The 22,304-nt window shown below is 57.9% G+C and carries 18 protein-coding genes and 1 riboswitch; of the genes, 6 read left to right on the top strand and 12 right to left on the bottom strand.

All coding sequences use genetic code 11. The features are described from left to right. Positions 1 to 27 precede the first annotated feature (27 nt). A complete protein-coding gene (gene djlA, locus ACOTXC_RS15605) occupies positions 28 to 843 on the top strand; it encodes a co-chaperone DjlA (protein ID WP_023299305.1) in 816 nt (271 codons plus the stop codon). Between the two features lie 31 nt (positions 844 to 874). Here the strand turns inward: djlA and rluA are convergent, their stop codons facing one another. The 6 genes from rluA to araB all read right to left on the bottom strand — a co-directional run bounded on the left by rluA (position 875) and on the right by araB (position 11,098). After that, on the bottom strand, positions 875 to 1,534 hold the full coding sequence (gene rluA, locus ACOTXC_RS15600; RefSeq protein ID WP_003856412.1) for a bifunctional tRNA pseudouridine(32) synthase/23S rRNA pseudouridine(746) synthase RluA: 660 nt from the start codon (positions 1,532 to 1,534) through the stop codon (positions 875 to 877). A gap of 12 nt (positions 1,535 to 1,546) precedes the next feature. Further along, on the bottom strand, positions 1,547 to 4,453 hold the full coding sequence (gene rapA / locus ACOTXC_RS15595) for an RNA polymerase-associated protein RapA (RefSeq protein WP_046619877.1): 2,907 nt from the start codon (positions 4,451 to 4,453) through the stop codon (positions 1,547 to 1,549). Between the two features lie 127 nt (positions 4,454 to 4,580). Then, complete coding sequence (gene polB / locus ACOTXC_RS15590; RefSeq protein ID WP_421767818.1) at positions 4,581 to 6,938, bottom strand: DNA polymerase II; 2,358 nt, start codon at positions 6,936 to 6,938, stop codon at positions 4,581 to 4,583. Positions 6,939 to 7,093: 155 nt separating this feature from the next. Beyond that, positions 7,094 to 7,789 carry an L-ribulose-5-phosphate 4-epimerase gene (araD, locus tag ACOTXC_RS15585; RefSeq protein ID WP_022647024.1) on the bottom strand — a complete coding sequence of 232 codons (696 nt, stop codon included), beginning with the start codon at positions 7,787 to 7,789 and terminating at the stop codon, positions 7,094 to 7,096. 86 nt (positions 7,790 to 7,875) lie between these two features. After that, positions 7,876 to 9,378, bottom strand: coding sequence for an L-arabinose isomerase (gene araA, locus ACOTXC_RS15580; RefSeq protein ID WP_015572656.1), 1,503 nt, complete (start codon positions 9,376 to 9,378; stop codon positions 7,876 to 7,878). Between the two features lie 10 nt (positions 9,379 to 9,388). Next, a complete protein-coding gene (gene araB, locus ACOTXC_RS15575) occupies positions 9,389 to 11,098 on the bottom strand; it encodes a ribulokinase (RefSeq protein WP_126490020.1) in 1,710 nt (569 codons plus the stop codon). A gap of 335 nt (positions 11,099 to 11,433) precedes the next feature. Between araB and araC the strand changes: the two genes are divergently transcribed. Continuing rightward, positions 11,434 to 12,279 carry an arabinose operon transcriptional regulator AraC gene (gene araC / locus ACOTXC_RS15570; protein WP_022647026.1) on the top strand — a complete coding sequence of 282 codons (846 nt, stop codon included), beginning with the start codon at positions 11,434 to 11,436 and terminating at the stop codon, positions 12,277 to 12,279. Between the two features lie 118 nt (positions 12,280 to 12,397). After that, complete coding sequence (locus ACOTXC_RS15565) at positions 12,398 to 13,165, top strand: DedA family protein (RefSeq protein WP_017383796.1); 768 nt, start codon at positions 12,398 to 12,400, stop codon at positions 13,163 to 13,165. Positions 13,166 to 13,208: 43 nt separating this feature from the next. Here the strand turns inward: ACOTXC_RS15565 and thiQ are convergent, their stop codons facing one another. From thiQ to sgrR, 4 genes are all read right to left on the bottom strand, one after another. Further along, the gene (gene thiQ, locus ACOTXC_RS15560) at positions 13,209 to 13,910 is read right to left on the bottom strand and encodes a thiamine ABC transporter ATP-binding protein ThiQ (protein WP_045308058.1); all 702 of its coding nucleotides are present in this window, start codon (positions 13,908 to 13,910) and stop codon (positions 13,209 to 13,211) included. Next, positions 13,894 to 15,504, bottom strand: a complete 1,611-nt coding sequence (gene thiP, locus ACOTXC_RS15555; RefSeq protein WP_022647028.1) for a thiamine/thiamine pyrophosphate ABC transporter permease ThiP — start codon at positions 15,502 to 15,504, stop codon at positions 13,894 to 13,896. The genes thiQ and thiP overlap by 17 nt, the downstream gene beginning before the upstream one ends. Further along, positions 15,480 to 16,463, bottom strand: a complete 984-nt coding sequence (thiB, locus tag ACOTXC_RS15550; RefSeq protein ID WP_022647029.1) for a thiamine ABC transporter substrate binding subunit — start codon at positions 16,461 to 16,463, stop codon at positions 15,480 to 15,482. Before thiB ends, thiP begins: the two co-directional genes overlap by 25 nt. A 31-nt stretch (positions 16,464 to 16,494) precedes the next feature. Beyond that, positions 16,495 to 16,595: riboswitch (TPP riboswitch) on the bottom strand. Positions 16,596 to 16,631: 36 nt separating this feature from the next. Further along, positions 16,632 to 18,287, bottom strand: coding sequence for an HTH-type transcriptional regulator SgrR (gene sgrR, locus ACOTXC_RS15545; protein WP_022647030.1), 1,656 nt, complete (start codon positions 18,285 to 18,287; stop codon positions 16,632 to 16,634). An 88-nt stretch (positions 18,288 to 18,375) separates the two neighbouring features. Between sgrR and sgrT the strand changes: the two genes are divergently transcribed. The 3 genes from sgrT (at position 18,376) to ACOTXC_RS15530 (ending at position 20,196) form a co-directional block, all read left to right on the top strand. Further along, a complete protein-coding gene (gene sgrT, locus ACOTXC_RS15540) occupies positions 18,376 to 18,528 on the top strand; it encodes a glucose uptake inhibitor SgrT (RefSeq protein ID WP_003856388.1) in 153 nt (50 codons plus the stop codon). Between the two features lie 120 nt (positions 18,529 to 18,648). Beyond that, the gene (locus ACOTXC_RS15535; RefSeq protein WP_022647031.1) at positions 18,649 to 19,827 is read left to right on the top strand and encodes a sugar efflux transporter; all 1,179 of its coding nucleotides are present in this window, start codon (positions 18,649 to 18,651) and stop codon (positions 19,825 to 19,827) included. A gap of 216 nt (positions 19,828 to 20,043) precedes the next feature. Continuing rightward, positions 20,044 to 20,196: a Hok/Gef family protein gene (locus ACOTXC_RS15530; protein WP_010427008.1), complete on the top strand. Its 153-nt coding sequence runs from the start codon at positions 20,044 to 20,046 to the stop codon at positions 20,194 to 20,196. Positions 20,197 to 20,286: 90 nt separating this feature from the next. On the opposite strand, the gene leuD is transcribed toward ACOTXC_RS15530, so the two are convergent. Next, entirely contained in the window at positions 20,287 to 20,892 is a 606-nt protein-coding gene (gene leuD, locus ACOTXC_RS15525) for a 3-isopropylmalate dehydratase small subunit (protein ID WP_421767817.1), read from the bottom strand. A 10-nt stretch (positions 20,893 to 20,902) separates the two neighbouring features. Then, entirely contained in the window at positions 20,903 to 22,303 is a 1,401-nt protein-coding gene (gene leuC, locus ACOTXC_RS15520; protein WP_421767816.1) for a 3-isopropylmalate dehydratase large subunit, read from the bottom strand. Position 22,304: the final 1 nt, after the last annotated feature.

Raw genomic sequence — 22,304 nt, 5'->3', positions numbered from 1 at the left:
CCAGGAACATGACCATTCGGGGAGTATATGCAGTATTGGGGTAAAATAATCGGCGTTGCGTTCGCAATTATTATGGGTGCCGGATTCTGGGGTGTTGTTCTTGGCCTCATTATCGGCCATATGTTTGATAAAGCACGCAGCCGCAAAATGGCCTGGTTTGCCAACCAGCGCGAGCGCCAGTCACTCTTCTTCTCCACCACCTTCGAGGTGATGGGGCACTTAACCAAATCAAAAGGGCGCGTAACGGAAGCCGATATTCAGGTTGCCAGCGTCTTTATGGATCGCATGAATCTGCACGGCGAATCCCGCGTCGCGGCGCAGAATGCATTCAGGATTGGTAAAGCGGATAACTACCCGCTGCGTGAAAAAATGCGGCAGTTCCGTAGCATCTGCTTCGGGCGCTTTGATTTAATTCGGATGTTTCTGGAAATTCAAATCCAGGCCGCCTTCGCGGATGGCTCTCTGCATCCGAATGAACGGGACGTCCTGTATGTGATTGCTGAAGAGCTGGGCATTTCCCGCATGCAGTTCGATCAGTTCCTGCGCATGATGCAGGGTGGCGCGCACTTTGGCGGCGGTTATCAACAGCAATCGTCCGGTGGCGGCTGGCAGCAGGCGCAGCGTGGCCCTACGCTTGAAGATGCCTGTAATGTCCTCGGCGTGAAGCCCTCTGACGATGTCACGACCATCAAACGCGCCTATCGTAAGCTGATGAGCGAGCACCATCCGGATAAGCTGGTGGCGAAAGGCCTGCCGCCTGAGATGATGGAGATGGCGAAACAGAAAGCGCAGGAAATCCAGAAAGCCTACGAGCTGATTAAAGAGCAGAAAGGTTTTAAATAAAAAAATGGCCCGACAGTGTCGGGCCATTTTTTCAGAAGTCCACCGGGGCTTTGAACGTCATGGCGTTGCCGAAAGCAGGGTGGGTGATGGTGAGCGTCTGCGCATGCAGTTGCAGGCGCGGCGCTAACGCCAGCGCTTCCGGCGGCGCATAGAATCTGTCACCCAGAATCGGGTGACCCATCGCAAGCATATGCACACGCAGCTGATGGGAGCGCCCGGTAATCGGCTTCAGCAGGACGCGCGCGGTATTATCCGGCGCGTACTCCAGCACTTCATACTCGGTCTGCGCAGCCTTGCCGGTTTCATAACACACCTTCTGCTTTGGCCGGTTCGGCCAGTCGCAAATCAGCGGTAAATCCACCAGCCCTTCCGCCTGCGCCGGATGGCCCCACACGCGGGCGACATACTGCTTCTTCGGCTCGCGCTCGCGGAACTGACGCTTCAGCTCACGTTCTGCCGCCTTATTAAGAGCCACCACAATCACGCCGCTGGTCGCCATATCCAGACGATGGACAGACTCGGCCTGGGGATAATCGCGCTGGATACGCGTCATCACGCTGTCTTTATGCTCTTCCAGACGCCCCGGCACGGACAACAGGCCGCTCGGCTTGTTAACCACCATAATGTGCTCGTCCTGATACAGAATGACCAGCCACGGATCCATCGGGGGATTGTAGGGCTCCATTACCATTTTGCGCTCCGCTTACTGATGCGTCACAACGATAAGACGCAGGGCGTCGAGACGCCATCCCGCCTGATTCAGGCTTTCCAGCACCTGCTGGCGGTTGCTCTCAATCGCGGCCAGCTCATCGTCACGAATGTTCGGGTTCACCGCTTTCAACGCTTCCAGACGCGACAGCTCGGCAGAAAGCTTCTCATCGGCTTCGCTGCGCGCCGCATCAATCAGCACTCTGGCCGCTTTTTCGGCCTGGGTTTCACCCAGTTGCAGAATGGCATGCACGTCCTGTTGCACCGCATTCACCAGCTTGCTGCCGGTATGGCGGTTCACCGCGCTCAACTGACGGTTGAAGCTTTCAAACTCCACCTGGCTGGCCAGATTCGTACCGTTTTTATCCAGCAGCAGACGCACCGGCGTTGGCGGGAGGAAGCGGTTAAGCTGAAGCTGTTTCGGCGCCTGCGCTTCCACAACGTAGATCAGCTCCACCAGCAGCGTGCCCACAGGCAAGGCTTTGTTCTTCAACAGGGAAATGGTGCTGCTGCCGGTATCGCCGGAGAGGATCAGATCCAGACCGTTGCGGATCAGCGGGTGCTCCCAGGTAATGAACTGTGCGTCTTCGCGGGACAGCGCCACATCACGCTCAAAGGTGATAGTGCAGCCGTCTTCCGGCAGGCCCGGGAAATCCGGCACCAGCATATGATCGGACGGGGTCAGCACGATCATGTTCTCGCCGCGATCGTCCTGGTTTATACCGACGATGTCGAACAGATTCATGGAGAAGCTGATCAGGCTGGTGTCGTCGTCCTGCTCTTCAATGCTTTCGGCCAGCTGCTGCGCTTTTTCACCGCCGTTGGAGTGGATCTCCAGCAGGCGATCGCGACCCTGCTCCAGCTGCGCTTTCAGTGCGTCGTGCTTCTCACGGCAGGATTTAATCAGCTCATCAAAGCCCTCGCTATTTTCAGGCGCGGCCAGGTAACCGATCAGATCGCCATGGACCTGATCGTAAATGGTGCGGCCGGTCGGGCAGGTGTGTTCAAACGCGTCCAGCCCTTCGTGGTACCAGCGCACCAGCACGGACTGGGCGGTTTTCTCCAGATACGGCACGTGGATCTGAATATCGTGCGCCTGCCCGATACGATCCAGACGGCCGATACGCTGCTCCAGCAGATCCGGGTTAAACGGCAGATCGAACATCACCAGATTGCTGGCGAACTGGAAGTTACGGCCTTCAGAACCGATTTCAGAGCACAGCAGAACCTGCGCGCCGCTGTCCTCTTCACCAAACCAGGCTGCTGCACGATCGCGCTCAACTATGGACATGCCTTCGTGGAACACGGCGGCGCGAATGCCTTCGCGCTCACGCAGAACCTGCTCCAGCTGCAATGCGGTAGCGGCTTTGGCGCAGATCACCAGCACTTTCTGGGAACGGTGAGCGGTGAGGTAGCCCATCAACCACTCCACGCGCGGATCGAAGTTCCACCAGGTGCCGGTGTCGCCTTCGAATTCCTGATAAATCTGCTCCGGGTAGAGCATGTCGCGCGCGCGATCTTCCGCAGATTTACGGGTACCCATAATGCCGGAGACTTTAATCGCCGTCTGGTACTGGGTCGGCAGCGGCAGTTTGATGGTGTGCAGCTCGCGTTTCGGGAAGCCTTTCACGCCGTTACGGGTGTTACGGAACAGCACGCGGCTGGTACCGTGGCGATCCATCAGCATGTCGATCAGCTCTTTACGCGCGGATCCCGCATTATCGCTGTCGCTGTTCGCGGCCTGAAGCAGCGGCTCAATATCCTGCTCGCCAATCAGATCGCTGAGAGTGTTAAGCTCATCATTAGAGAGACGATTACCGGCCAGCAGCAGCGCGACGGCGTCCGCCACCGGGCGGTAGTTTTTCTGCTCTTCAACAAACTGCTCAAAATCGTGGAAACGGTTGGGATCGAGCAGACGCAGACGGGCGAAGTGGCTCTCAAGACCCAGCTGCTCCGGCGTGGCGGTCAGGAGCAGAACGCCCGGTACGCGCTCGGCAAGCTGCTCAATCGCCATGTATTCACGGCTTGGCGCGTCTTCGCTCCAGACGAGGTGGTGCGCTTCGTCGACGACCATCAGATCCCATTCAGCGTCGCACAGATGCTCCAGGCGCTGCTTGCTGCGGCGCACGAAGTCCAGGGAACAAATGACCAGCTGTTCGGTTTCAAACGGGTTGTCCGCGTCGTGCTGGGCTTCGGCATAGCGCTCATCGTCGAACAGGGAGAAGCGCAGGTTAAAGCGGCGCAGCATTTCAACCAGCCACTGATGTTGCAGCGTTTCTGGAACCACAATCAGCACGCGCTCGGCAGCGCCAGAGAGCAGCTGCTGGTGCAGGATCATGCCTGCTTCGATGGTTTTACCCAGGCCCACTTCGTCAGCCAGCAGCACGCGAGGCGCATGGCGACGGCCCACGTCATGGGCGATATTCAGCTGATGGGGAATAAGGCTGGTACGCTGACCGCGCAGGCCGCTCCACGGCATGCGGTACTGCTCACTCTGGAACTTACGCGCGCGGTAGCGCAGGGAGAAGCGATCCATTCGGTCGATTTGCCCGGCAAACAGACGGTCCTGCGGCTTGCTGAACACCAGTTTGCTGTCGAGCAGCACTTCACGCAGGATGACATTCGTCTCGTCGGTATCAAGACGCGTTCCGATGTAGGCGAGCAGTCCATTCTCTTCTTTTACGTCTTCAACCTTCAGTTGCCAGCCGTCATGGCTGGTCACGGTATCACCCGGATTGAACATTACGCGGGTAACAGGGGAGTCATTGCGAGCGTACAGGCGGTTTTCACCGGTAGCAGGGAAAAGGAGGGTAACCATGCGCGCATCGACGGCAACGACGGTTCCTAATCCAAGTTCGCTTTCTGTATCGCTGATCCAGCGTTGACCAAGTGTAAAAGGCATAGTTGTTCGGCTCTAATCTTTAATTGCAGGCAATAGTTCGACCCCGTCAAAAAAGACGGTCATCGAAAAATGGGTCCGGGAATGGAAAGGGCGCTATGGTACTGGATGGCAACGGTTTCGTCACGCGTCAAAATAGCCCAAGTTGTCCTGTCACTAGTGTAGCAAAGTCGTCGTTGATGAACGGTAAAATTCCCTCCGCAACAGGCTGAAGCTGGCGGGTCAGGTAGTGATCGTAATCGAGCGGAGACTGCTGGTAATCAACGGGTTCTGGTCCGTTCGTTGTCCAGACGTATTTGATCGTTCCCCGGTTCTGATACTGCGGCGCGCGGCCCCGGCGAACGTTCTCTTCATCCGCCAGTCGCGCCGCGCGGACGTGCGGAGGAACATTACGCTGGTACTCCGCCAGCGGGCGGCGCAGGCGCTTGCGATACACCAGCTGCGCGTCAAGTTCGCCCGCCATCAGGCTGGCTATCGTCTCGCGCACGTAGTCCTGATACGGCTCATTGCGGAACACCCGCAGATAAAGCGTTTGCTGAAACTGCTGTGCCAGCGGCGTCCAGTCGGTGCGCACTGTCTCCAGCCCTTTAAACACCATCCGCTGCTTGTCGCCTTCCTGAATCAGTCCGGCGTAGCGCTTCTTGCTGCCCTGGTCGGTCCCGCGAATGGTCGGCATTAAAAAGCGGGCAAAATGGGTTTCAAACTCCAGCTCTAACGCACTGGTTAACCGCTCTTTTTGCAAACTTTCGCGCCACCAGGCGTTCACGAAGGCGACCAGTTCTTTGCCGATTTGCGCGGCGTCGTCTTCTGAACGGGCCGATTTCAGCCAGACAAAGGTGGAATCGGTGTCGCCATAAATAACGTCATAACCCCGGGATTCAATCAACGCTTTGGTCTGGCGCATAATGTCGTGCCCGCGCATGGTGATGGACGACGCCAGACGCGGATCAAAGAAGCGGCAGGCGCTGGTGCCCAGCACCCCATAAAAGGCGTTCATAATGATTTTCAGCGCCTGTGAGAGCGGCTTGTTGCCGTGGCGTTTTGCCTCGTCGCGGCCGTGCCAGATATTTCCCACGATCTCAGGCAGGCAGTGCTTTTCGCGCGAGAAGCGTGCCCCGAGAAAACCTTCAGTACTGTGCGCATCGTCTGGCTGCGCCATCCCCTCGACCAGCCCTACCGGATCAATCAGAAATGTGCGGATAATCGACGGGTACAGACTTTTATAATCCAGCACCAGCACCGAATCATACAGCCCGGGCCGTGAATCCATCACGTAACCGCCGGGACTGGCCTGCGGCGGCACGTCGCCGAGGTTAGGGGCCACATAGCCCGCCCGGTGCATCCGCGGGAAATAGAGGTGGCTGAAGGCCGCTACCGAGCCGCCGTGCCTGTCGACCGCGAGACCGTTTACCGTTGCGCGTTCCAGCAGGAAGGGCATGATCTCGGTTTTATGGAAAATCTGCGTTACCAGCTCACAGTCTTTCAGGTTATAGGTAGCGAGCGCTGGCTTATCCTCATTAAAGCGCCGGTCGATCTCGTCCATTCGGTCCCAGGGATTGTCGATGGATTTACCTTCACCGAGCAGCGCCTGGGCGACCGCTTCCAGCGAGAAGGAAGAGAAGTTCCAGAAGGCGGATTTCAGCGCCTCGATGCCGTCGACAATCAGGCGACCGTTAGCCTGTGCGAAGAATACGCCGTTCTTAAAACCGTGCTCACGCCACTCCAGCTCCGTGTCTCCGCGCCCTAACGTCAGGGGAATGCGGTACCGCTCGGCATGTTTTTGCAACACGCGCAGGTCAAACTGCACCACGTTCCAGCCGATCAGCACGTCGGGATCGTGCTCGGCAAACCACTGGTTAAGCTTCTCCAGCAGCTGTGGTCGGCTGGTAACGTATTCCAGATGAAAATCCAGCGCGGACGCATCGCCGTTCGGGGGCCCGAGCATATAGACAACCCGCTGCCCGCAGCCTTCAAGGCCGATGCAGTAAAGCTCGCCGTGACGGGTGGTTTCGATATCCAGCGAGACCCACTTCAGCGGCGGGCGATAGTGCGGGTTAGGCTTCAGGCGCGCGTTCACGAGACAACCGTTCTGCTCAGCGCCGTCCACCCAGACGGGGGCGGTGATAAACCGCTCCATCAGAAAACGTTCCGGCGGGCGAATGTCCGCTTCATAGAGCGTCACGCCCGCTTCGCGGAGCAATTTTTCATAGCGCATCAGCTGGCGATGGGCGCGACAGTAGAGGCCATAAACCGGCTGGCGGTGGAAGTCTTTTAGCTCAAGAGGCGTGAGGCGCCAGCCGTTTTCACCGCGCAGCAGCTGCTTTACCTTCTCGACGTGGTGTTCAGGGATAAACGCCACGGACTCCTGAGGCGGCAGGGTAACGTGCAGCGGGCCGTTATCCGTCGCCAGCCAGAACGCAACCTCGGTGCCCTGAGGGGTATCCCGCCAGTGTCGGGTCAGTAAAAAGCCTTCTTGCGCCTGTGCCACGCCGCTATCCCACAAAACAAACCAGGCCTGATTATAGCCTGGTTGAGGGGTGTTTGCTGGGGTTTTATACAGTGCCTGTTTTGCCGGATGGCGCTACGCTTATCCGGCCAACAGGATCCGTAGGCCCGATAAGCGCAGCGCCACCGGACAATGTTTTACTGCCCGTAGTACGCCTTCGCGCCGTGCTTGCGCAGATAATGCTTATCGAGCAGGGTTTGCTGCATATCCGGCAACTGCGGTGCCAGCTGGCGGCAGAAGATCCCCATGTAGGCGACTTCCTCCAGCACGATCGCGTTGTGCACCGCGTCCTCCGCGTTTTTACCCCAGGCAAACGGACCGTGGGAGTGCACCAGCACGCCGGGCATTTGCGCCGCGTCGATACCCTGTTTTTCGAAGGTTTCGACGATCACGTTCCCGGTTTCCCATTCGTACTCACCGCCGATCTCCGCATCGGTCATCAGACGCGTGCAGGGAATGGTGCCGTAAAAGTAGTCCGCGTGGGTGGTGCCGGTGGCCGGAATTGGCTGGCCCGCCTGCGCCCAGATGGTCGCGTGACGCGAATGGGTATGCACAATCCCACCGATGGTCGGGAAGGCCTGATACAGCAGGCGGTGAGTGGGCGTATCGGAGGAGGGCTTTTTATCGCCTTCAACCACTTCACCCGTTTCGATGCTGACCACCACCATATCTTCCGCGGTCATCACCGTGTAATCCACGCCCGAAGGCTTGATCACGAACACGCCTTTTTCCCGGTCAACGGCGCTGACGTTGCCCCAAGTCAGGGTCACCAGGTTATGTTTTGGCAGCGCCAGGTTGGCTTCGAGTACCTGACGTTTGAGATCTTCTAACATTGTCGTCTCCTGCCGGATGGCGCTTCGCTTATCCGGCCTACAGAACCGTAGGCCCGGTAAACGAAGTGCCACCGGGCATTCAGGGCTTAGCGTTTCGAACCGTAATAGACTTCGTTCCAGCGCAGCGCGTCTTTAAAGGCTGGCAGACGGGTGTCGTTATCAATCACGGTCAGTTCGATGTCGTGCAGCTCGGCAAACTGACGCATATCGTTCAGGTCAAGCGCGTGGCTGAAGACGGTGTGGTGCGCGCCGCCGGCCAGGATCCAGGCTTCCGACGCGGTTGGCAGGTCAGGTTGCGCTTTCCACAGGGCGTTCGCGACCGGCAGTTTCGGCAGAGAATGCGGAGTTTCCACAGCATCGACGCAGTTCACCAGCAGGCGGAAACGGTCGCCGAGGTCGATCAGGCTGGCGTTAATGGCCGGGCCGGTACGGGTGTTGAAGATCAGACGGGCCGGATCCGCTTTGCCGCCAATGCCGAGGTACTGCACATCGAGGATCGGTTTCTCTTCAACGGCGATAGAGGGACACACTTCCAGCATGTGCGAGCCGAGCACCAGATCGTTGCCGTTCTCGAAGTGGTAGGTGTAGTCTTCCATAAAAGAGGTGCCGCCCTGCAGACCGGTCGACATCACCTTCATGATGCGAAGCAGAGCGGCAGTTTTCCAGTCGCCTTCGCCCGCAAAACCGTAGCCCTGCTGCATCAGACGTTGTACAGCCAGGCCCGGGAGCTGTTTCAGGCCGTGGAGATCTTCAAAGGTGGTGGTGAAGGCATGGAAGCCGCCCTGTTCCAGAAAACGCTTCATGCCCAGTTCAATGCGTGCGGCATCCAGCACGTTCTGGCGCTTGTCACCGTTGACCTGTGCCGCAGGCGTCAGGCGGTAGCTGCTTTCGTACTCGTCCACCAGCGCGTTCACGTCGCCATCGCTGATGTCATTCACCACCTGCACCAGGTCGCCCACCGCCCAGGTATTTACGGAGAAGCCGAACTTGATCTGCGCGGCCACTTTATCACCGTCGGTTACGGCAACTTCACGCATGTTGTCGCCGAAACGCACCACTTTAAGGTGACGGGTATCCTGCTTAGAGACCGCCTGACGCATCCATGAGCCAATGCGTTTTTGTGCCTGGCCGTCCTGCCAGTGGCCGGTCACCACGGCATGCTGTTGACGCATACGCGCGCCGATGAAGCCGAACTCGCGACCGCCGTGCGCGGTCTGGTTCAGGTTCATGAAGTCCATGTCGATGCTGTCCCACGGCAGGGAGGCGTTGAACTGAGTGTGGAATTGCAGCAGCGGTTTGTTGAGGATAGCCAGGCCGTTGATCCACATTTTGGCTGGCGAGAAGGTGTGCAGCCACACCACCAGGCCAGCGCATTTGTCATCGTAATTGGCATCGCGGCAAATGTTGGTGATTTCGTCCGGGGTAGTCCCCAGCGGCTTCAGCACCAGTTTGCACGGCAGTTTGGCTTCCGCGTTCAGCGCATTCACAACGTGCTCCGCGTGTTTCGTCACCTGCTGCAACGCTTCCGGTCCGTACAAATGCTGGCTGCCAATCACAAACCACACTTCATAATTATTAAAAATGGTCATTATCGTGTCCTTAATGTGTCAGGGTTGCCGTAGTGTCCGCGGTGCTTTTGGCCGGGGCGGCGACAGGGAGATAGTGAAGTTCGGCGCTTTTTGCCCATTGCTGGTAGCGCTGATAAAGCTGTTCAAAGCGTTGTGCCTGCTGAGCCTGCGGCTGAAGCGTACTTTCGACGGCGCTCGCCATATGCTGTTGCGCGGTCGGGATATCCGCATGGACACCTGCGGCCACGGCAGCGAAAATCGCTGCGCCCAGCGCACAGCACTGATCGGAGGCCACAATTTGCAGCGGACGGTTGAGCACGTCGCAGCAGGCCTGCATGATCACCGGGTTTTTACGGGCGATACCGCCCAAAGCCATCACGTTGTTCACGTCAATGCCCTGCCCGGTGAAGCACTCCATAATGGCGCGCGCGCCGAACGCGGTGGCGGCGATCAGGCCGCCAAACAGCGCGGGCGCGTCGGTCGCCAGGTTGAGATCGGTAATCACCCCTTTCAGACGCTGGTTGGCAAACGGCGTACGACGGCCGTTGAACCAGTCCAGCACCACCGGCAGGTGATCGAGAGACGGATTTTTTGCCCAGGCTTCGGTGAGCTGCGGCAGGAGCTGTTTTTTGCTCGTGGTAATCTGGTTTTTCAGTTCAGGATGCGCGGCCGCCAGCTGATCCAGCGGCCAGCCGAGCACCCGGCCAAACCAGGCGTAGATATCGCCAAACGCGGACTGACCCGCTTCGAGGCCGATAAAATCGGGCACCACGCTGCCGTCAACCTGACCGCAGATACCCTTCACCGCGCGGTCGCCAACGGTCGTTTTATCCGCCGTCAGAATGTCGCAGGTGGAGGTGCCAATCACTTTCACCAGCGTGTTAGGCTGCGCACCCGCGCCCACGGCGCCCATATGGCAGTCGAACGCGCCGCCGGAAATGGTCACGTTTTGCGGCAGACCGAGGCGTTTCGCCCACTCTTCGCAGAGCGTGCCGACCGGAATATCGGCGGTGAAGGTGTCGGTAAACAGCGGGTAGGTCAGGTTTTTGTTGATGATCGGGTCGAGTTCATCGAAGAACGCTGCCGGAGGCAGACCACCCCAGCTTTCATGCCACAGCGATTTATGCCCGGCGCTGCAACGGCCACGGCGAATAGCCTGCGGGCGAGTGGTGCCGGAAAGCAGGGCGGGAACCCAGTCGCACAGCTCAATCCATGACGCCGCTGCCTGTGCGACCGACGCGTCCGCGCGGGTAACGTGCAGGATTTTTGCCCAGAACCATTCGCTGGAGTAGATCCCGCCGATGTAGCGCGAGTAGTCGGTTTTGCCCGGCTGGTGGCATAAGCGGGTGATGGCTTCCGCCTCTTCCACGGCGGTATGGTCTTTCCACAGCACAAACATGGCGTTCGGGTTATCGGCAAACTCCGGGCGAAGCGCCAGTACGCGGCCTTCTGCATCAACCGGGGCCGGCGTTGAACCGGTACTGTCGACGCCAATCCCCACGACGTCGGCCCGCTGGGCATCCGTCAGCTCTGCCAGCACGGTTTTGATCGCCGCTTCCATTGATTCAATGTAATCGCGCGGGTGGTGACGGAACTGGTTGTTCGGCGCATCGCAGTAGCGCCCCTCTTGCCAGCGCGGATACCACTCAACGCTGGTTGCTATTTCCTGGCCAGTCGTACAGTCCACTGCCAGCGCGCGAACTGAGTCGCTGCCAAAATCGAGGCCAATTGCAATTGCCATGGTGTTGCTCCATCCAAAACAGGTATGGAAGAACATTAGAGACTGAGGACAAAGATCGTCAGGCAGGATCCGCTAATCTTATGGACTAAATTGCTGTAGCAGCGGAAAGTGTGACGCCGTGCAAATATTCAATGTGGACATTTCTGCCGTACTTATAGACACTTTTGTTACTGCTTAACCGCCCGTGCTGGCGGAGAAATCAGGGGGAAAGGCTGAAACATGGCGGACGTAAAAGAGGCGTGATGCTTTTTGGATCTTTTCGCGGGCCATTTTTATACTGCTTTTATCGATATGGACAATTGGTTTCCTTCAGGACCCTTGGGAGAACTGAATCTATGGCCGAACCGCAAAACGATCCCCTGCTGCCGGGATACTCATTTAACGCCCATCTGGTGGCGGGGCTGACGCCCATTGAGGCCGAGGGGTATCTCGATTTCTACGTCGATCGACCGCTCGGAATGAAAGGGTATATTCTGAACCTGACCGTTCGCGGGGAAGGGGTGATTAAAAACGGCGATCGGCAGTTTATCTGCCGCCCCGGCGATATGCTGCTGTTCCCGCCGGGGGAGATCCACCACTACGGACGCCACCCGGATGCCAAAGAGTGGTATCACCAGTGGGTCTATTTCCGTCCGCGCGCCTACTGGCAGGAGTGGCTCTCGTGGCCGGCCATTTTCGCCCATACCGGTTTATATCGCCCGGATGAGGCGCATCTGGCGCAGTTCCGTGAGCTGTTTGCACAGATTATTGAGGCAGGGCAGGCGGGAGGGCGCTACGCCGAACTGCTGGCCATCAACCTGCTTGAACAGGTACTGCTGCGCCGCATGGAGGCCATCAACGAGTCGCTTAATCCGCCGCTGGACAACCGCGTCCGCGACGCCTGCCAGTACATCAGCGACCACCTTGCCGACAGCCAGTTTGATATTGCCAGCGTCGCCCAGCATGTGTGCCTGTCGCCGTCACGGCTGTCGCATCTGTTCCGCCAGCAGCTTGGCGTGAGCGTACTCAGCTGGCGCGAGGATCAGCGCATCAGCCAGGCGAAACTGCTGCTCAGCACCACCCGAATGCCTATCGCCACCGTCGGGCGTAACGTCGGCTTTGAAGATCAGCTCTATTTCTCTCGCGTGTTTAAGAAGTGCACCGGTGCCAGCCCGAGCGAATTCCGTGCGGGATGTGAATAATCGGTAAACATTCAGGTGAACTTCAGGCGCATCTTGTAAACTATTCAGACAATTGATGCCTTGACGCGGTGCAGGGCGCTAAGCAGAATCGCTGATTCGTTTTCTGACCGGAATAGTTATGCAGGCATTGCTGGAACATTTTATTACCCAGTCCGTTATGTATTCGCTCATCGCCGTGGCGCTGGTGGCGTTTCTGGAGTCGCTGGCGCTGGTCGGGCTGATCCTGCCCGGCACCGTGATGATGGCGGGGCTTGGGGCGCTTATCGGCAGCGGCGAGGTCAATTTCTGGCAGGCGTGGATGGCCGGTATTATCGGCTGTTTGCTGGGGGACTGGATCTCCTTCTGGCTGGGCTGGCGCTTTAAGAAGCCGCTGCACCGCTGGTCGTTCATGAAAAAAAACAAAGCGCTGCTGGATAAAACCGAGCACGCGTTGCACCAGCACAGCATGTTCACCATCCTCGTGGGGCGCTTCGTTGGGCCAACGCGTCCACTGGTGCCGATGGTGGCCGGGATGCTGGATCTGCCCGTCGCGAAGTTTGTGGTGCCGAATATCATCGGCTGCGTCTTCTGGCCGCCGTTCTACTTTCTGCCGGGTATCCTGGCGGGCGCGGCGATTGATATTCCTGACGGTATGCAAAGCGGTGAGTTTAAATGGCTGCTGCTGGGTACGGCTGTGCTGCTGTGGCTGGCGGTTTGGCTCTGCTGGCGCCTGTGGCGCAGCGCGAAAGCGAGCGTCGATCGCCTGACCCGCTATCTCCCGCGCACGCGCCTGCTCTGGCTGGCCCCACTTACGCTCGGCGTGGCGGTGGTAGCGCTGGTGGCGCTGATCCGCCACCCGCTGATGCCGGTGTACGGCGAGATCCTGTTGAAGGTGGTGAGCCGTTAAGGTGTTTTCCCTCTCCCCGTGGGAGAGGGCCAGGGTGAGGGCATCAGACCGCACGAATACCCAACAATGAAGATGCCCCTGCGTTACCACTCAGAAGTTCTTCTGTTTCTCCATCCCACAAAATACGTCCCTCCGCGATCACCACCGATCGCGGCGCGATGCGTGCGGCATCTTCAATGCTGTGCGAAACCATCAGCATCGTCAGTTGCTCGCGCTCGCACACTTCCTCAACCAGCGAGAGCATCTCCTGGCGCAGGGCCGGGTCGAGCGCCGAAAAGGGTTCGTCGAGCAGCAGCAGCGGCTGCTCGCGCACCAGACAGCGTGCCAGCGCCACGCGCTGGCGCTGGCCGCCGGAAAGCTCCCCCGGAAGTCTGTTGATAAACGCAGACAGGCCCATTTGTTCGGCGATCGCCTCCAGCGTCTGCCGCTGCGCAGCACTGAGCTTTAACCCCGGATCCATACCCAGCGCGATGTTCTGCCAGACCGTAAGATGATTGAACAGATTGTTTTCCTGGAACAGCATCGACACCGGGCGCTTAGCCGGCGGAGCGTAGGTATACTCGCCATTATCAATGACGATCGACCCGCTGGCTGGCTGCAAAAAACCGGCAATCAGATTGAGCAGGGTACTTTTTCCGGCCCCGCTGGGGCCAAGCACTGCGATTCGCTCTCCCTGACGAACGGAGAGGGTAAAACGCATTGGCAGGTGCTCATAAAGCCAGGTTACATCAGTCAGTTTTAACATCACGCCCCGGAAGTTTTTCGATAACGGTAAATAACGCAAAGCACAGCAGCAACAGGAGCAGCGCCGTGACGGCGCCGTCCTGGCTACGGTAAGAGCCGATTTGCTGATAAAGCCAGAACGGCAGCGTGCGGAAATCCTCGTTGCCGAAGAGCGCCACTACGCCAAAATCGCCAATCGACAGCACGCAGGCAAACGCCAGCGCCTGGGCGAGCGGACGTTTCAGTGCGCGCAATTCTACCACCTTCAGACGCTGCCAGCCCTGCATGCCCAGCGACTGACACAGCAAGCTGTAGCGGCTGTTGACGTCGCGCATCGGGTTTTCCAGTACCTTGAGCGCGTAAGGGATGGCCATGAGTGCGTTGGTAAAAATGACGATGCCGTCGGCGCTTTCCGGCAGGCCGATGGTGCTGTTGAACAGTAAAAAGAATCCGGTCGCCAGCACAATGCCCGGCATCGCCAGGATCAGCATACCCGTCAGTTCCAGCGCGTGTCCGGCTTTACGGGCATGACGCGCGTACAGCTCGCGGCTGCTCCAGAGCAGCATCATGGTCAGGATCACGCACAGTAGCCCGGCTGCCAGCGCGATGCGCAAGGAGGTCCACGTCGCTTGCCACAGGACAGGTTGTTGCAGTACCGACAACACATTGCGATTCAGTCCATCAACGATAACGGCCAGCAGCGGGGGCAGCAAAAGCAGGAGTGCCAGTGCGATCAGCATAAAATCCGCGACGCGGCTATACAGGCTGTCCTGCGGATCGCGCCAGCCTGTCATGTTATTGCTTCCTGCGGGGATCGTTTTGCTTAGCCTCTGGCTGAGTAACACCAGTGCCAGACAGCATACCATCTGCACGATCGCCAGCAGCGCGGCGCGCCCCGGATCGTAGTCGTAACTTAAAGCCTGATAGATCGCCAGCTCAATGGTGGTGGCCTGCGGCCCGCCGCCGAGAGAAAGTACGGTCGCGAAGCTGGCGAAGCAGAGCATAAAGATTAGCGCGGCAACCGGGGCAATCTGGCGTCGCAGCCACGGCCATTCGACAAAGCGGAAGAACGACCAGCCGCGCATGCCAAGCTGGGCGGCAATCTGACGCTGCTCACCGGGAATGTTTTCCAGCGCCTGTAAAAAGAGGCGCGTGGCCATCGGCATATTGAAAAAAATATGCGCCAGCAGAATGCCTTTCAGGCCGTATGGCGAGAAGGTCCATTCCAGACCAAGCAGGTTGAAAAGGAATGCCAGCCATCCCTGCCGACCGTAGACGCTCAGAATGCCGAACACCGCCACCAGCACGGGCAGGATCAGCGTCATCGCGCACAGCCGCAGCAAGGCAAGCCTGCCGGGGAAACGTCTGCGATAGAGGGCGCGCGCGAGGAAAATGGCCGGGAGCGTCGACAGCAGCGCGGAAAGAAACGCCTGCCAGAAGGAGAAACGGATGACGTGCCAGAGATAGCTGTCGTGCCAGAGGGCAAGCAGATCGCTCTCTGGCGCGTTAAACCACAGCGCAAGGAATGCACCCAGGCTGACGACCACCATCAGTATAGCGGCGAGCAGCCCGGGAACTAACCAGCCGGGGATCAGCGGCTGACGGCGCGTTGCCATTCACTTATCCATGCGGCGCGCTGGGTGGCAACCTGCTGCGGCGTAAATTCCAGGGAGGTTTGCGGTTTGTTCAGCTGCTCAAAACCTGCCGGCAGCGCAACATCAGTGACCGGGTACATCCAGTTTCCTGTCGGAATAGCATTCTGGAATGCCGGTGAAACCATAAACTTCAGGAATTTCTCGGCGAGCTCCGGCTGTTTGCTAGCGGCGGTGCGGGCGGCCACTTCCACCTGCAAATAATGCCCTTCAGCAAAGTTCGCGGCAGCGTAGTTGTCTTTCTTCTCGGCGATAATGTGGTAGGCCGGAGAAGTCGTGTAGCTCAGCACAAGGTCGCTTTCGCCTTTCAGGAACAGGCCGTAGGCTTCGCTCCAGCCTTTGGTGACGGTAACGGTTTTCGCAGCCAGTTTCTGCCACGCCTCAGGCGTTTTGTCGCCATAGACTTTCTGCATCCACAACAGCAGCCCCAGACCCGGCGTGCTGGTGCGCGGATCTTCATAAATCACGCGCCACTTCTGATCGCTTTCGACCAGCTCTTTCAGGCTTTTGGGCGGATTCTTCAGCTTGTTTTTATCGTAGACAAACGCAAAGTAACCGTAATCAAAGGGAACGAAGGTGTCGTTTTTCCAGCCGCCCGGCACGTTGACGGCATCTGCCGCCACGCCGCTTTTGGCGAACAGTCTGGTTTGAGTGGCGGCTTGCAGCAGGTTGTTATCCAGCCCGAGCACCACGTCGGCTTTGCTGTTTTTGCCTTCCATACGCAGCCGGTTAAGCAGAGAGACACCATCTTCCAGTGCCACGAATTTCAGCTCGCAGTTGCAGTCGGCTTCAAAGGCTTTTTTCACCGCCGGGCCGGGGCCCCAGTCGGCGGAGAAGGAGTCGTAGGTGTAGACCGTCAGGACAGGCTTAGCAAAAACAGGCAGCGCAAACAGCGCCAGCAGAGGAAGAACGTTTTTTAACACTTTGCACCTCAGGGTTGAGTGGCAAAGGATTTTGAGAGACAGCCTCAAATCCCTTCGCCGGCGTTATCCGGATCAGGTTCGACGGGTATTATCTCAGCGCACATCAGTGATGCAGCACCCCGTTGAGAACGGCGCTATTGTAATGATTTGGTGAATATTACGAAAGCGTTATGGCTCCGGCGGCGCAAACCACGCGGATTTAAAATCAAACCAGCCCAGGGTATTCATTCGCAGGCCGCGCATGCTGCGCTGACCCTGGATCAGCAGCCAGTGGTGAATCAACGGTACGATCGTCTGCCCGGCCAGCAGCTCCTGACACCAGGCGGCCAGATCCATTTCTCCTGCCCGCCACCGTGCGGCGTCTCGCTGCCAGTCCCGATTGATACAGTGCTGAATCAGGGGCACTTCATACAGGTGAGAGAAGAGCGAAAAATCAAGCGGCAGCGTGAAGTTCGCACTGTTGAGCCAGATATCGCTGATAACATCTCCACGGTGCCATTCATCATAGTCCACTTCCTGTATCGCCAGCGTCACGCCCTCGGCTGCCAGCAGCTTACTCATGATCCTTGCGATAAACCGGTGTTCAATGTGATCGCGATAGTAGCTGAGGGTGATGGTCTCCAGTCCGGCAGGTTTTTCACTGCGTACTGGCTGCGCATGGTGCCAGCGCGGAAGCAGGCCATAGGCCGGGAACCACCAGGTCTGGTATTGCTCCTCTGCGTGATAAATCAGGTTAGCGGGCGCCAGAACATGGCTGATCCACCTGCGTACGTCGTGATTCGCCCCGCGATGGCTGCGGCTATCGAAGAGCAGGTAGTAGCAGCCCTCCTCCAGGCGGCTTTCGAACGCCTTTTCACCGGCTGTTGGCCCTTCCAGCGTCAGGCCTGCGCTCAGCTCTTCGTTGAGATCCGGTAGTACCCAGACGTTGACTTCGTCGATCAGCGCCCTATAGCCAAAGTAATCATCAAAGGCGCGGATCTTCAGCTGATTACTGTTGTTCCGTGAAACGGAGTAGGGGCCCGTACCAATCGGCTGGCTGGAAAAATTGTTCAGGGATCGCCACTCGGCAGGCAGGATCATCGAGGGCACGTAGCCCAGAAGCCACGGAAGCCATTTGTCCGGCTGCGATAGCTCAATATCCAGCGTCCATGCCGTGGGGGAGTGGATCCGCGCGATATGCGAATAGAGCGGCAGCGTGCGGGCGCGCTCTAAGGAATCGATAACGTCGCGCATCTCCAGCTCGCGTCCATGGTGGAAATGTATGCCGGGGCGTAAAAAGAAGCGCCAGTGCAACGGAGACACCTGTTGCCAGTGATGGGCAATATCCGCTTCCAGTTCCCCGTTTTCCTCATTTATCCGCGTCAGGCCGCTAAAAATCTGCCGGGCCATGTGGGTTTCAGAGCGACGTAACGCCGTACCGGGCAACAGATTTTTCATTGGGCGATAGTAAAGCACTCGCAGAATGTGGCGTCCCTGACGAAAGCTGCGTCCCAGATGCGAGACCAGCATCTGGCGCACGGCGGCTTTGTCGCCCACCAGCTGGACCAGCTGATCGATGCGGTCTTGCTCCAGCAGATCCTCCGCCCGCTGTTGCTGCAACGCCAGGCCGGTATAGAGGAAAGTCAGGCGCGAGCGCTTACCGCGTCCGGCTTCGGCCTCCCAGTTTAGCCAGCCCTGCTGCTGCATGGTGTTAAGGAGGGTACGCATATGACGCCGGGAGCAGTTGAGGAGCTCAGCCAGCTCGTTCAGCGTGGTCTCCTGCGATTGCCCCTCGCAGCACTGCCAGAGGCGGATAAATTGTTGTTGCAGACGACCAGAAGGCATAAAAGAGGAACTCCTGACAAAAAATCAGCAATTTATTAATCCCTATATTAAGCCAATAATCCTTATCGATGAAGCGAGGAGGTAAATTATGAAGAGGTCTACCGCACGTCAGTTTTATCAGCACTATTTTTCAGCGACAAAGGGAGTGTCCTGGCTGGCCCGCCAGTGCGCAGAGCAGCGGCTGAGAATACTGGAAGATCTGATGCAGTGGGACGTTACGAAACCGACCTCTTCTCGCTAACTCGCCTCGATCATGTGTGACTGAGTATTGGTGCTAATCACCCGCCAGCAAAATGTTTTTGCTGGCTTTTTTCGTTTACTATTTCACCCAATTTCGATTCGCTTTCATAAGGACTTGCGCATGCTCTGGTTGATGACGATGGGGCGACGCCTGAACGGCGTGTACGCCGCTTTTATGCTGGTGGCCTTCATGATGGGCGTGGCCGGTGCGCTACAGGCGCCGACGCTGAGCCTGTTTCTTAGTCGTGAGGTTGGGGCGCAGCCATTTTGGGTAGGCCTGTTCTACACCGTCAACGCCATTGCCGGGATCCTCGTCAGCCTGTGGCTGGCGAAACGATCCGACAGCCAGGGCGATCGCCGCAAGCTGATCCTCTTTTGTTGCGCCATGGCCGTGGGCAACGCGTTGCTGTTTGCCTTTAATCGTCACTACCTGACGCTTATCACCTGTGGCGTGCTGTTGGCCTCTCTGGCGAACACCGCCATGCCGCAGCTCTTCGCCCTGGCCCGGGAGTACGCCGACAACTCGGCGCGGGAAGTGGTGATGTTCAGCTCGGTGATGCGTGCGCAGCTCTCTCTCGCATGGGTCATCGGCCCCCCGCTGGCGTTCATGCTGGCGCTGAACTACGGTTTCACCGTCATGTTCACCATCGCCGCGGGAATTTTTGCCATCAGCCTGGCGCTGATAGCCTTTGTGCTGCCATCGGTGGCGCGCGTAGAGCAGGTGACGGACAAGCCCATCACCCAGGTAAGCGGCTGGCAGGATAAAAACGTCCGCATGTTGTTTATCGCCTCCACGCTGATGTGGACCTGCAACACCATGTACATTATCGATATGCCGCTGTGGATCAGCAGCGATCTGGGACTGCCCGACAAGCTCGCGGGGATCCTGATGGGCACCGCTGCCGGGCTGGAGATCCCGGCGATGATTCTGGCGGGTTACTACGTAAAACGTTTCGGAAAGCGTCGGATGATGGTCGTCGCCGTGGCGGCTGGGGTGGTGTTCTACGCGGGGTTAATCCTTTTCCATTCGCGGGAAGCTTTGCTGGCGTTACAGCTATTTAACGCGGTATTTATCGGAATCGTTGCCGGGATCGGCATGCTCTGGTTCCAGGATTTAATGCCGGGGCGAGCAGGCTCCGCGACCACGCTGTTTACTAACAGTATCTCTACCGGCGTGATTCTGGCAGGGGTGATTCAGGGGGCGCTGTCGCAAAGCTATGGACATGCATCCGTGTACTGGGTGATCGCAGCGATTTCGGTCATCACGCTTGTGTTAACGTGCCGGGTTAAAGACGTTTGATTCTGGAAGGCGGCTTCACGAAATGAAACGATTTTCTGACAGGAGCAGAGAAGGCGCATAGAGTGCGTGACGGGTGCTTGAGGCTGTTTGCCTCAGGCTTTCGCAAGAGGCAAACAGTGGAGAGTCCCACATCAAAAAACTGATGGGGAGACCAACTTCACAACCAACATTGCGAGGTTAGTCTCTTCATTGCCGAAAAGCAATAAGGAGGCTGGAATGCCAAAACGTACTCTGCTGTTAGGTTTGTTTCTGATCTGTACGACGTTGTTGATCTTCACCTGGATGGTGCGCGACTCGCTGTGTGAGCTGCACTTCAGACAGGAGAAAACAGAGTTGGCGGCAGTGTTGGCTTACGAAGCAAAACGTTAGCGGTATTGGCGGGGTTTTTCCCCGCCTCTCCAGAGTGGTTACGCCTCAACGCACCCTTATCAATGGCCCGCGCCCTGCGGGCCATTGCCTTTAGCCCATAAACGCAGGCTGTTTTTTCTCGTAGGTGGAGATAGCCTCTTCGTGCTGCAGCGTCAGGCCAATGCTATCCAGACCGTTCAGCATGCAGTGGCGACGGAACGCATCAATGCTAAAGCTGTAGGTCTTGTTACCGGCTTTCACCACTTCTGCTTCCAGATCTACTTCAAACGACATCCCCGGATTTGCCTGCACCAGCGCAAACAGTTCATCGACCTGTTCGTCACTCAGCGTCACCGGCAGCAGCTGGTTGTTGAAGCTGTTGCCGTAGAAGATATCCGCGAAGCTTGGGGCGATAACCACTTTAAAACCGTAGTCGGTCAATGCCCATGGCGCGTGTTCACGCGACGATCCGCAGCCAAAGTTTTCCCGCGCCAGCAAAATGGAGGCGCCTTTGTATTCCTGAAAGTTCAGGACGAATTCCGGGTTCGGCACTTCGCCTTTATCATCGAGGAAGCGCCAGTCGTTGAACAGATGCGCCCCAAAACCCGTGCGCGTCACTTTCTGCAAAAACTGTTTAGGAATGATCGCGTCAGTATCGACGTTAGCGGCGTCCAGCGGGACAACACGGCCCGTATGTTGGGTAAATTTCTCTGCCATGATTGTCTCCTTATTTCAGGCTGCGAATATCGGCGAAATGACCGGTGACTGCCGCAGCGGCGGCCATTGCCGGGCTGACCAGGTGGGTGCGCCCACCGCGGCCCTGACGGCCTTCAAAGTTACGGTTGCTGGTGGAGGCACAGCGCTCGCCCGGATTCAGGCGGTCGTTGTTCATCGCCAGACACATGGAGCAGCCGGGCAGGCGCCACTCGAAGCCTGCTTCGATAAAGATCTTATCCAGACCTTCCGCTTCCGCCTGGGCTTTCACCGGACCGGAGCCCGGCACAACCAGCGCCTGCACGCCCGGTGCCACTTTGCGGCCTTTTGCAATTTCTGCCGCAGCGCGTAAATCTTCGATACGGGAGTTAGTGCAGGAGCCGATGAACACTTTATCAATGCGCACGTCGGTCAGCGGTACGCCGGGTTTCAACCCCATGTAAGCCAGCGCCTTTTCCGCACTCGCGCGCTCGACCGGATCGGCGAAGGAAGCCGGGTCAGGAATGCTGTCGTTGACGGAAATGACCTGGCCCGGGTTGGTGCCCCAGGTGACTTGCGGGGCGATCTCTTCCGCCTGCAACGTCACAACGGTATCAAAAATTGCCCCCTCGTCCGTTTTCAGGGTTTTCCAGTACGCTACCGCGTCGTCAAAATCCTGTCCTTTCGGCGCATGAAGACGCCCCTTCACATAGTTGAAGGTGGTGTCGTCTGGGGCTACCAGTCCTGCTTTGGCACCCATCTCAATGGCCATGTTGCACAGGGTCATACGACCTTCCATGCTCAGCGCCTGGATAGCGTCGCCGCAGAACTCAACGACGTGACCGGTACCGCCTGCACTGCCGGTTTTGCCGATAATCGCCAGCACGATATCTTTCGCGGTGATACCCGGCGCAGCTTTCCCCTTCACTTCAATCTTCATGGTTTTGGCGCGGCCCTGCTTCAGGGTCTGCGTTGCCAGAACGTGTTCCACTTCAGAGGTGCCAATCCCGAACGCCAGGGCGCCAAATGCGCCGTGCGTCGCGGTGTGGGAGTCGCCGCAGACAATGGTCATGCCCGGCAGAGTAATACCCTGTTCAGGCCCCATTACGTGGACGATGCCCTGATAGGGGTGGTTCAGATCGTACAGCTCCACGCCAAACTCGTTACAGTTCTTAATCAGCTCCTGCATCTGGATACGCGCCATCTCGCCAGATGCATTAATGTCTTTGGTCTGGGTGGAAACGTTGTGATCCATCGTGGCAAAGGTTTTACCCGGCTGACGCACCGGGCGCTTGTGCGCACGCAGGCCGTCAAATGCCTGAGGAGACGTCACTTCGTGTACCAGATGACGGTCGATGTACAACAGTGGGGTTTCGTCTGGCGTCTCGTAAACAACGTGCGCATCAAACAACTTCTCATATAACGTCTTAGCCATG

This window comes from Enterobacter cloacae complex sp. IR5428 (genome assembly GCF_049238585.1).
Lineage (GTDB): Bacteria > Pseudomonadota > Gammaproteobacteria > Enterobacterales > Enterobacteriaceae > Enterobacter > Enterobacter intestinihominis.
Note: the sequence above shows the minus strand (reverse complement) of the source record. Positions and strands in the feature narration are given on the sequence as shown.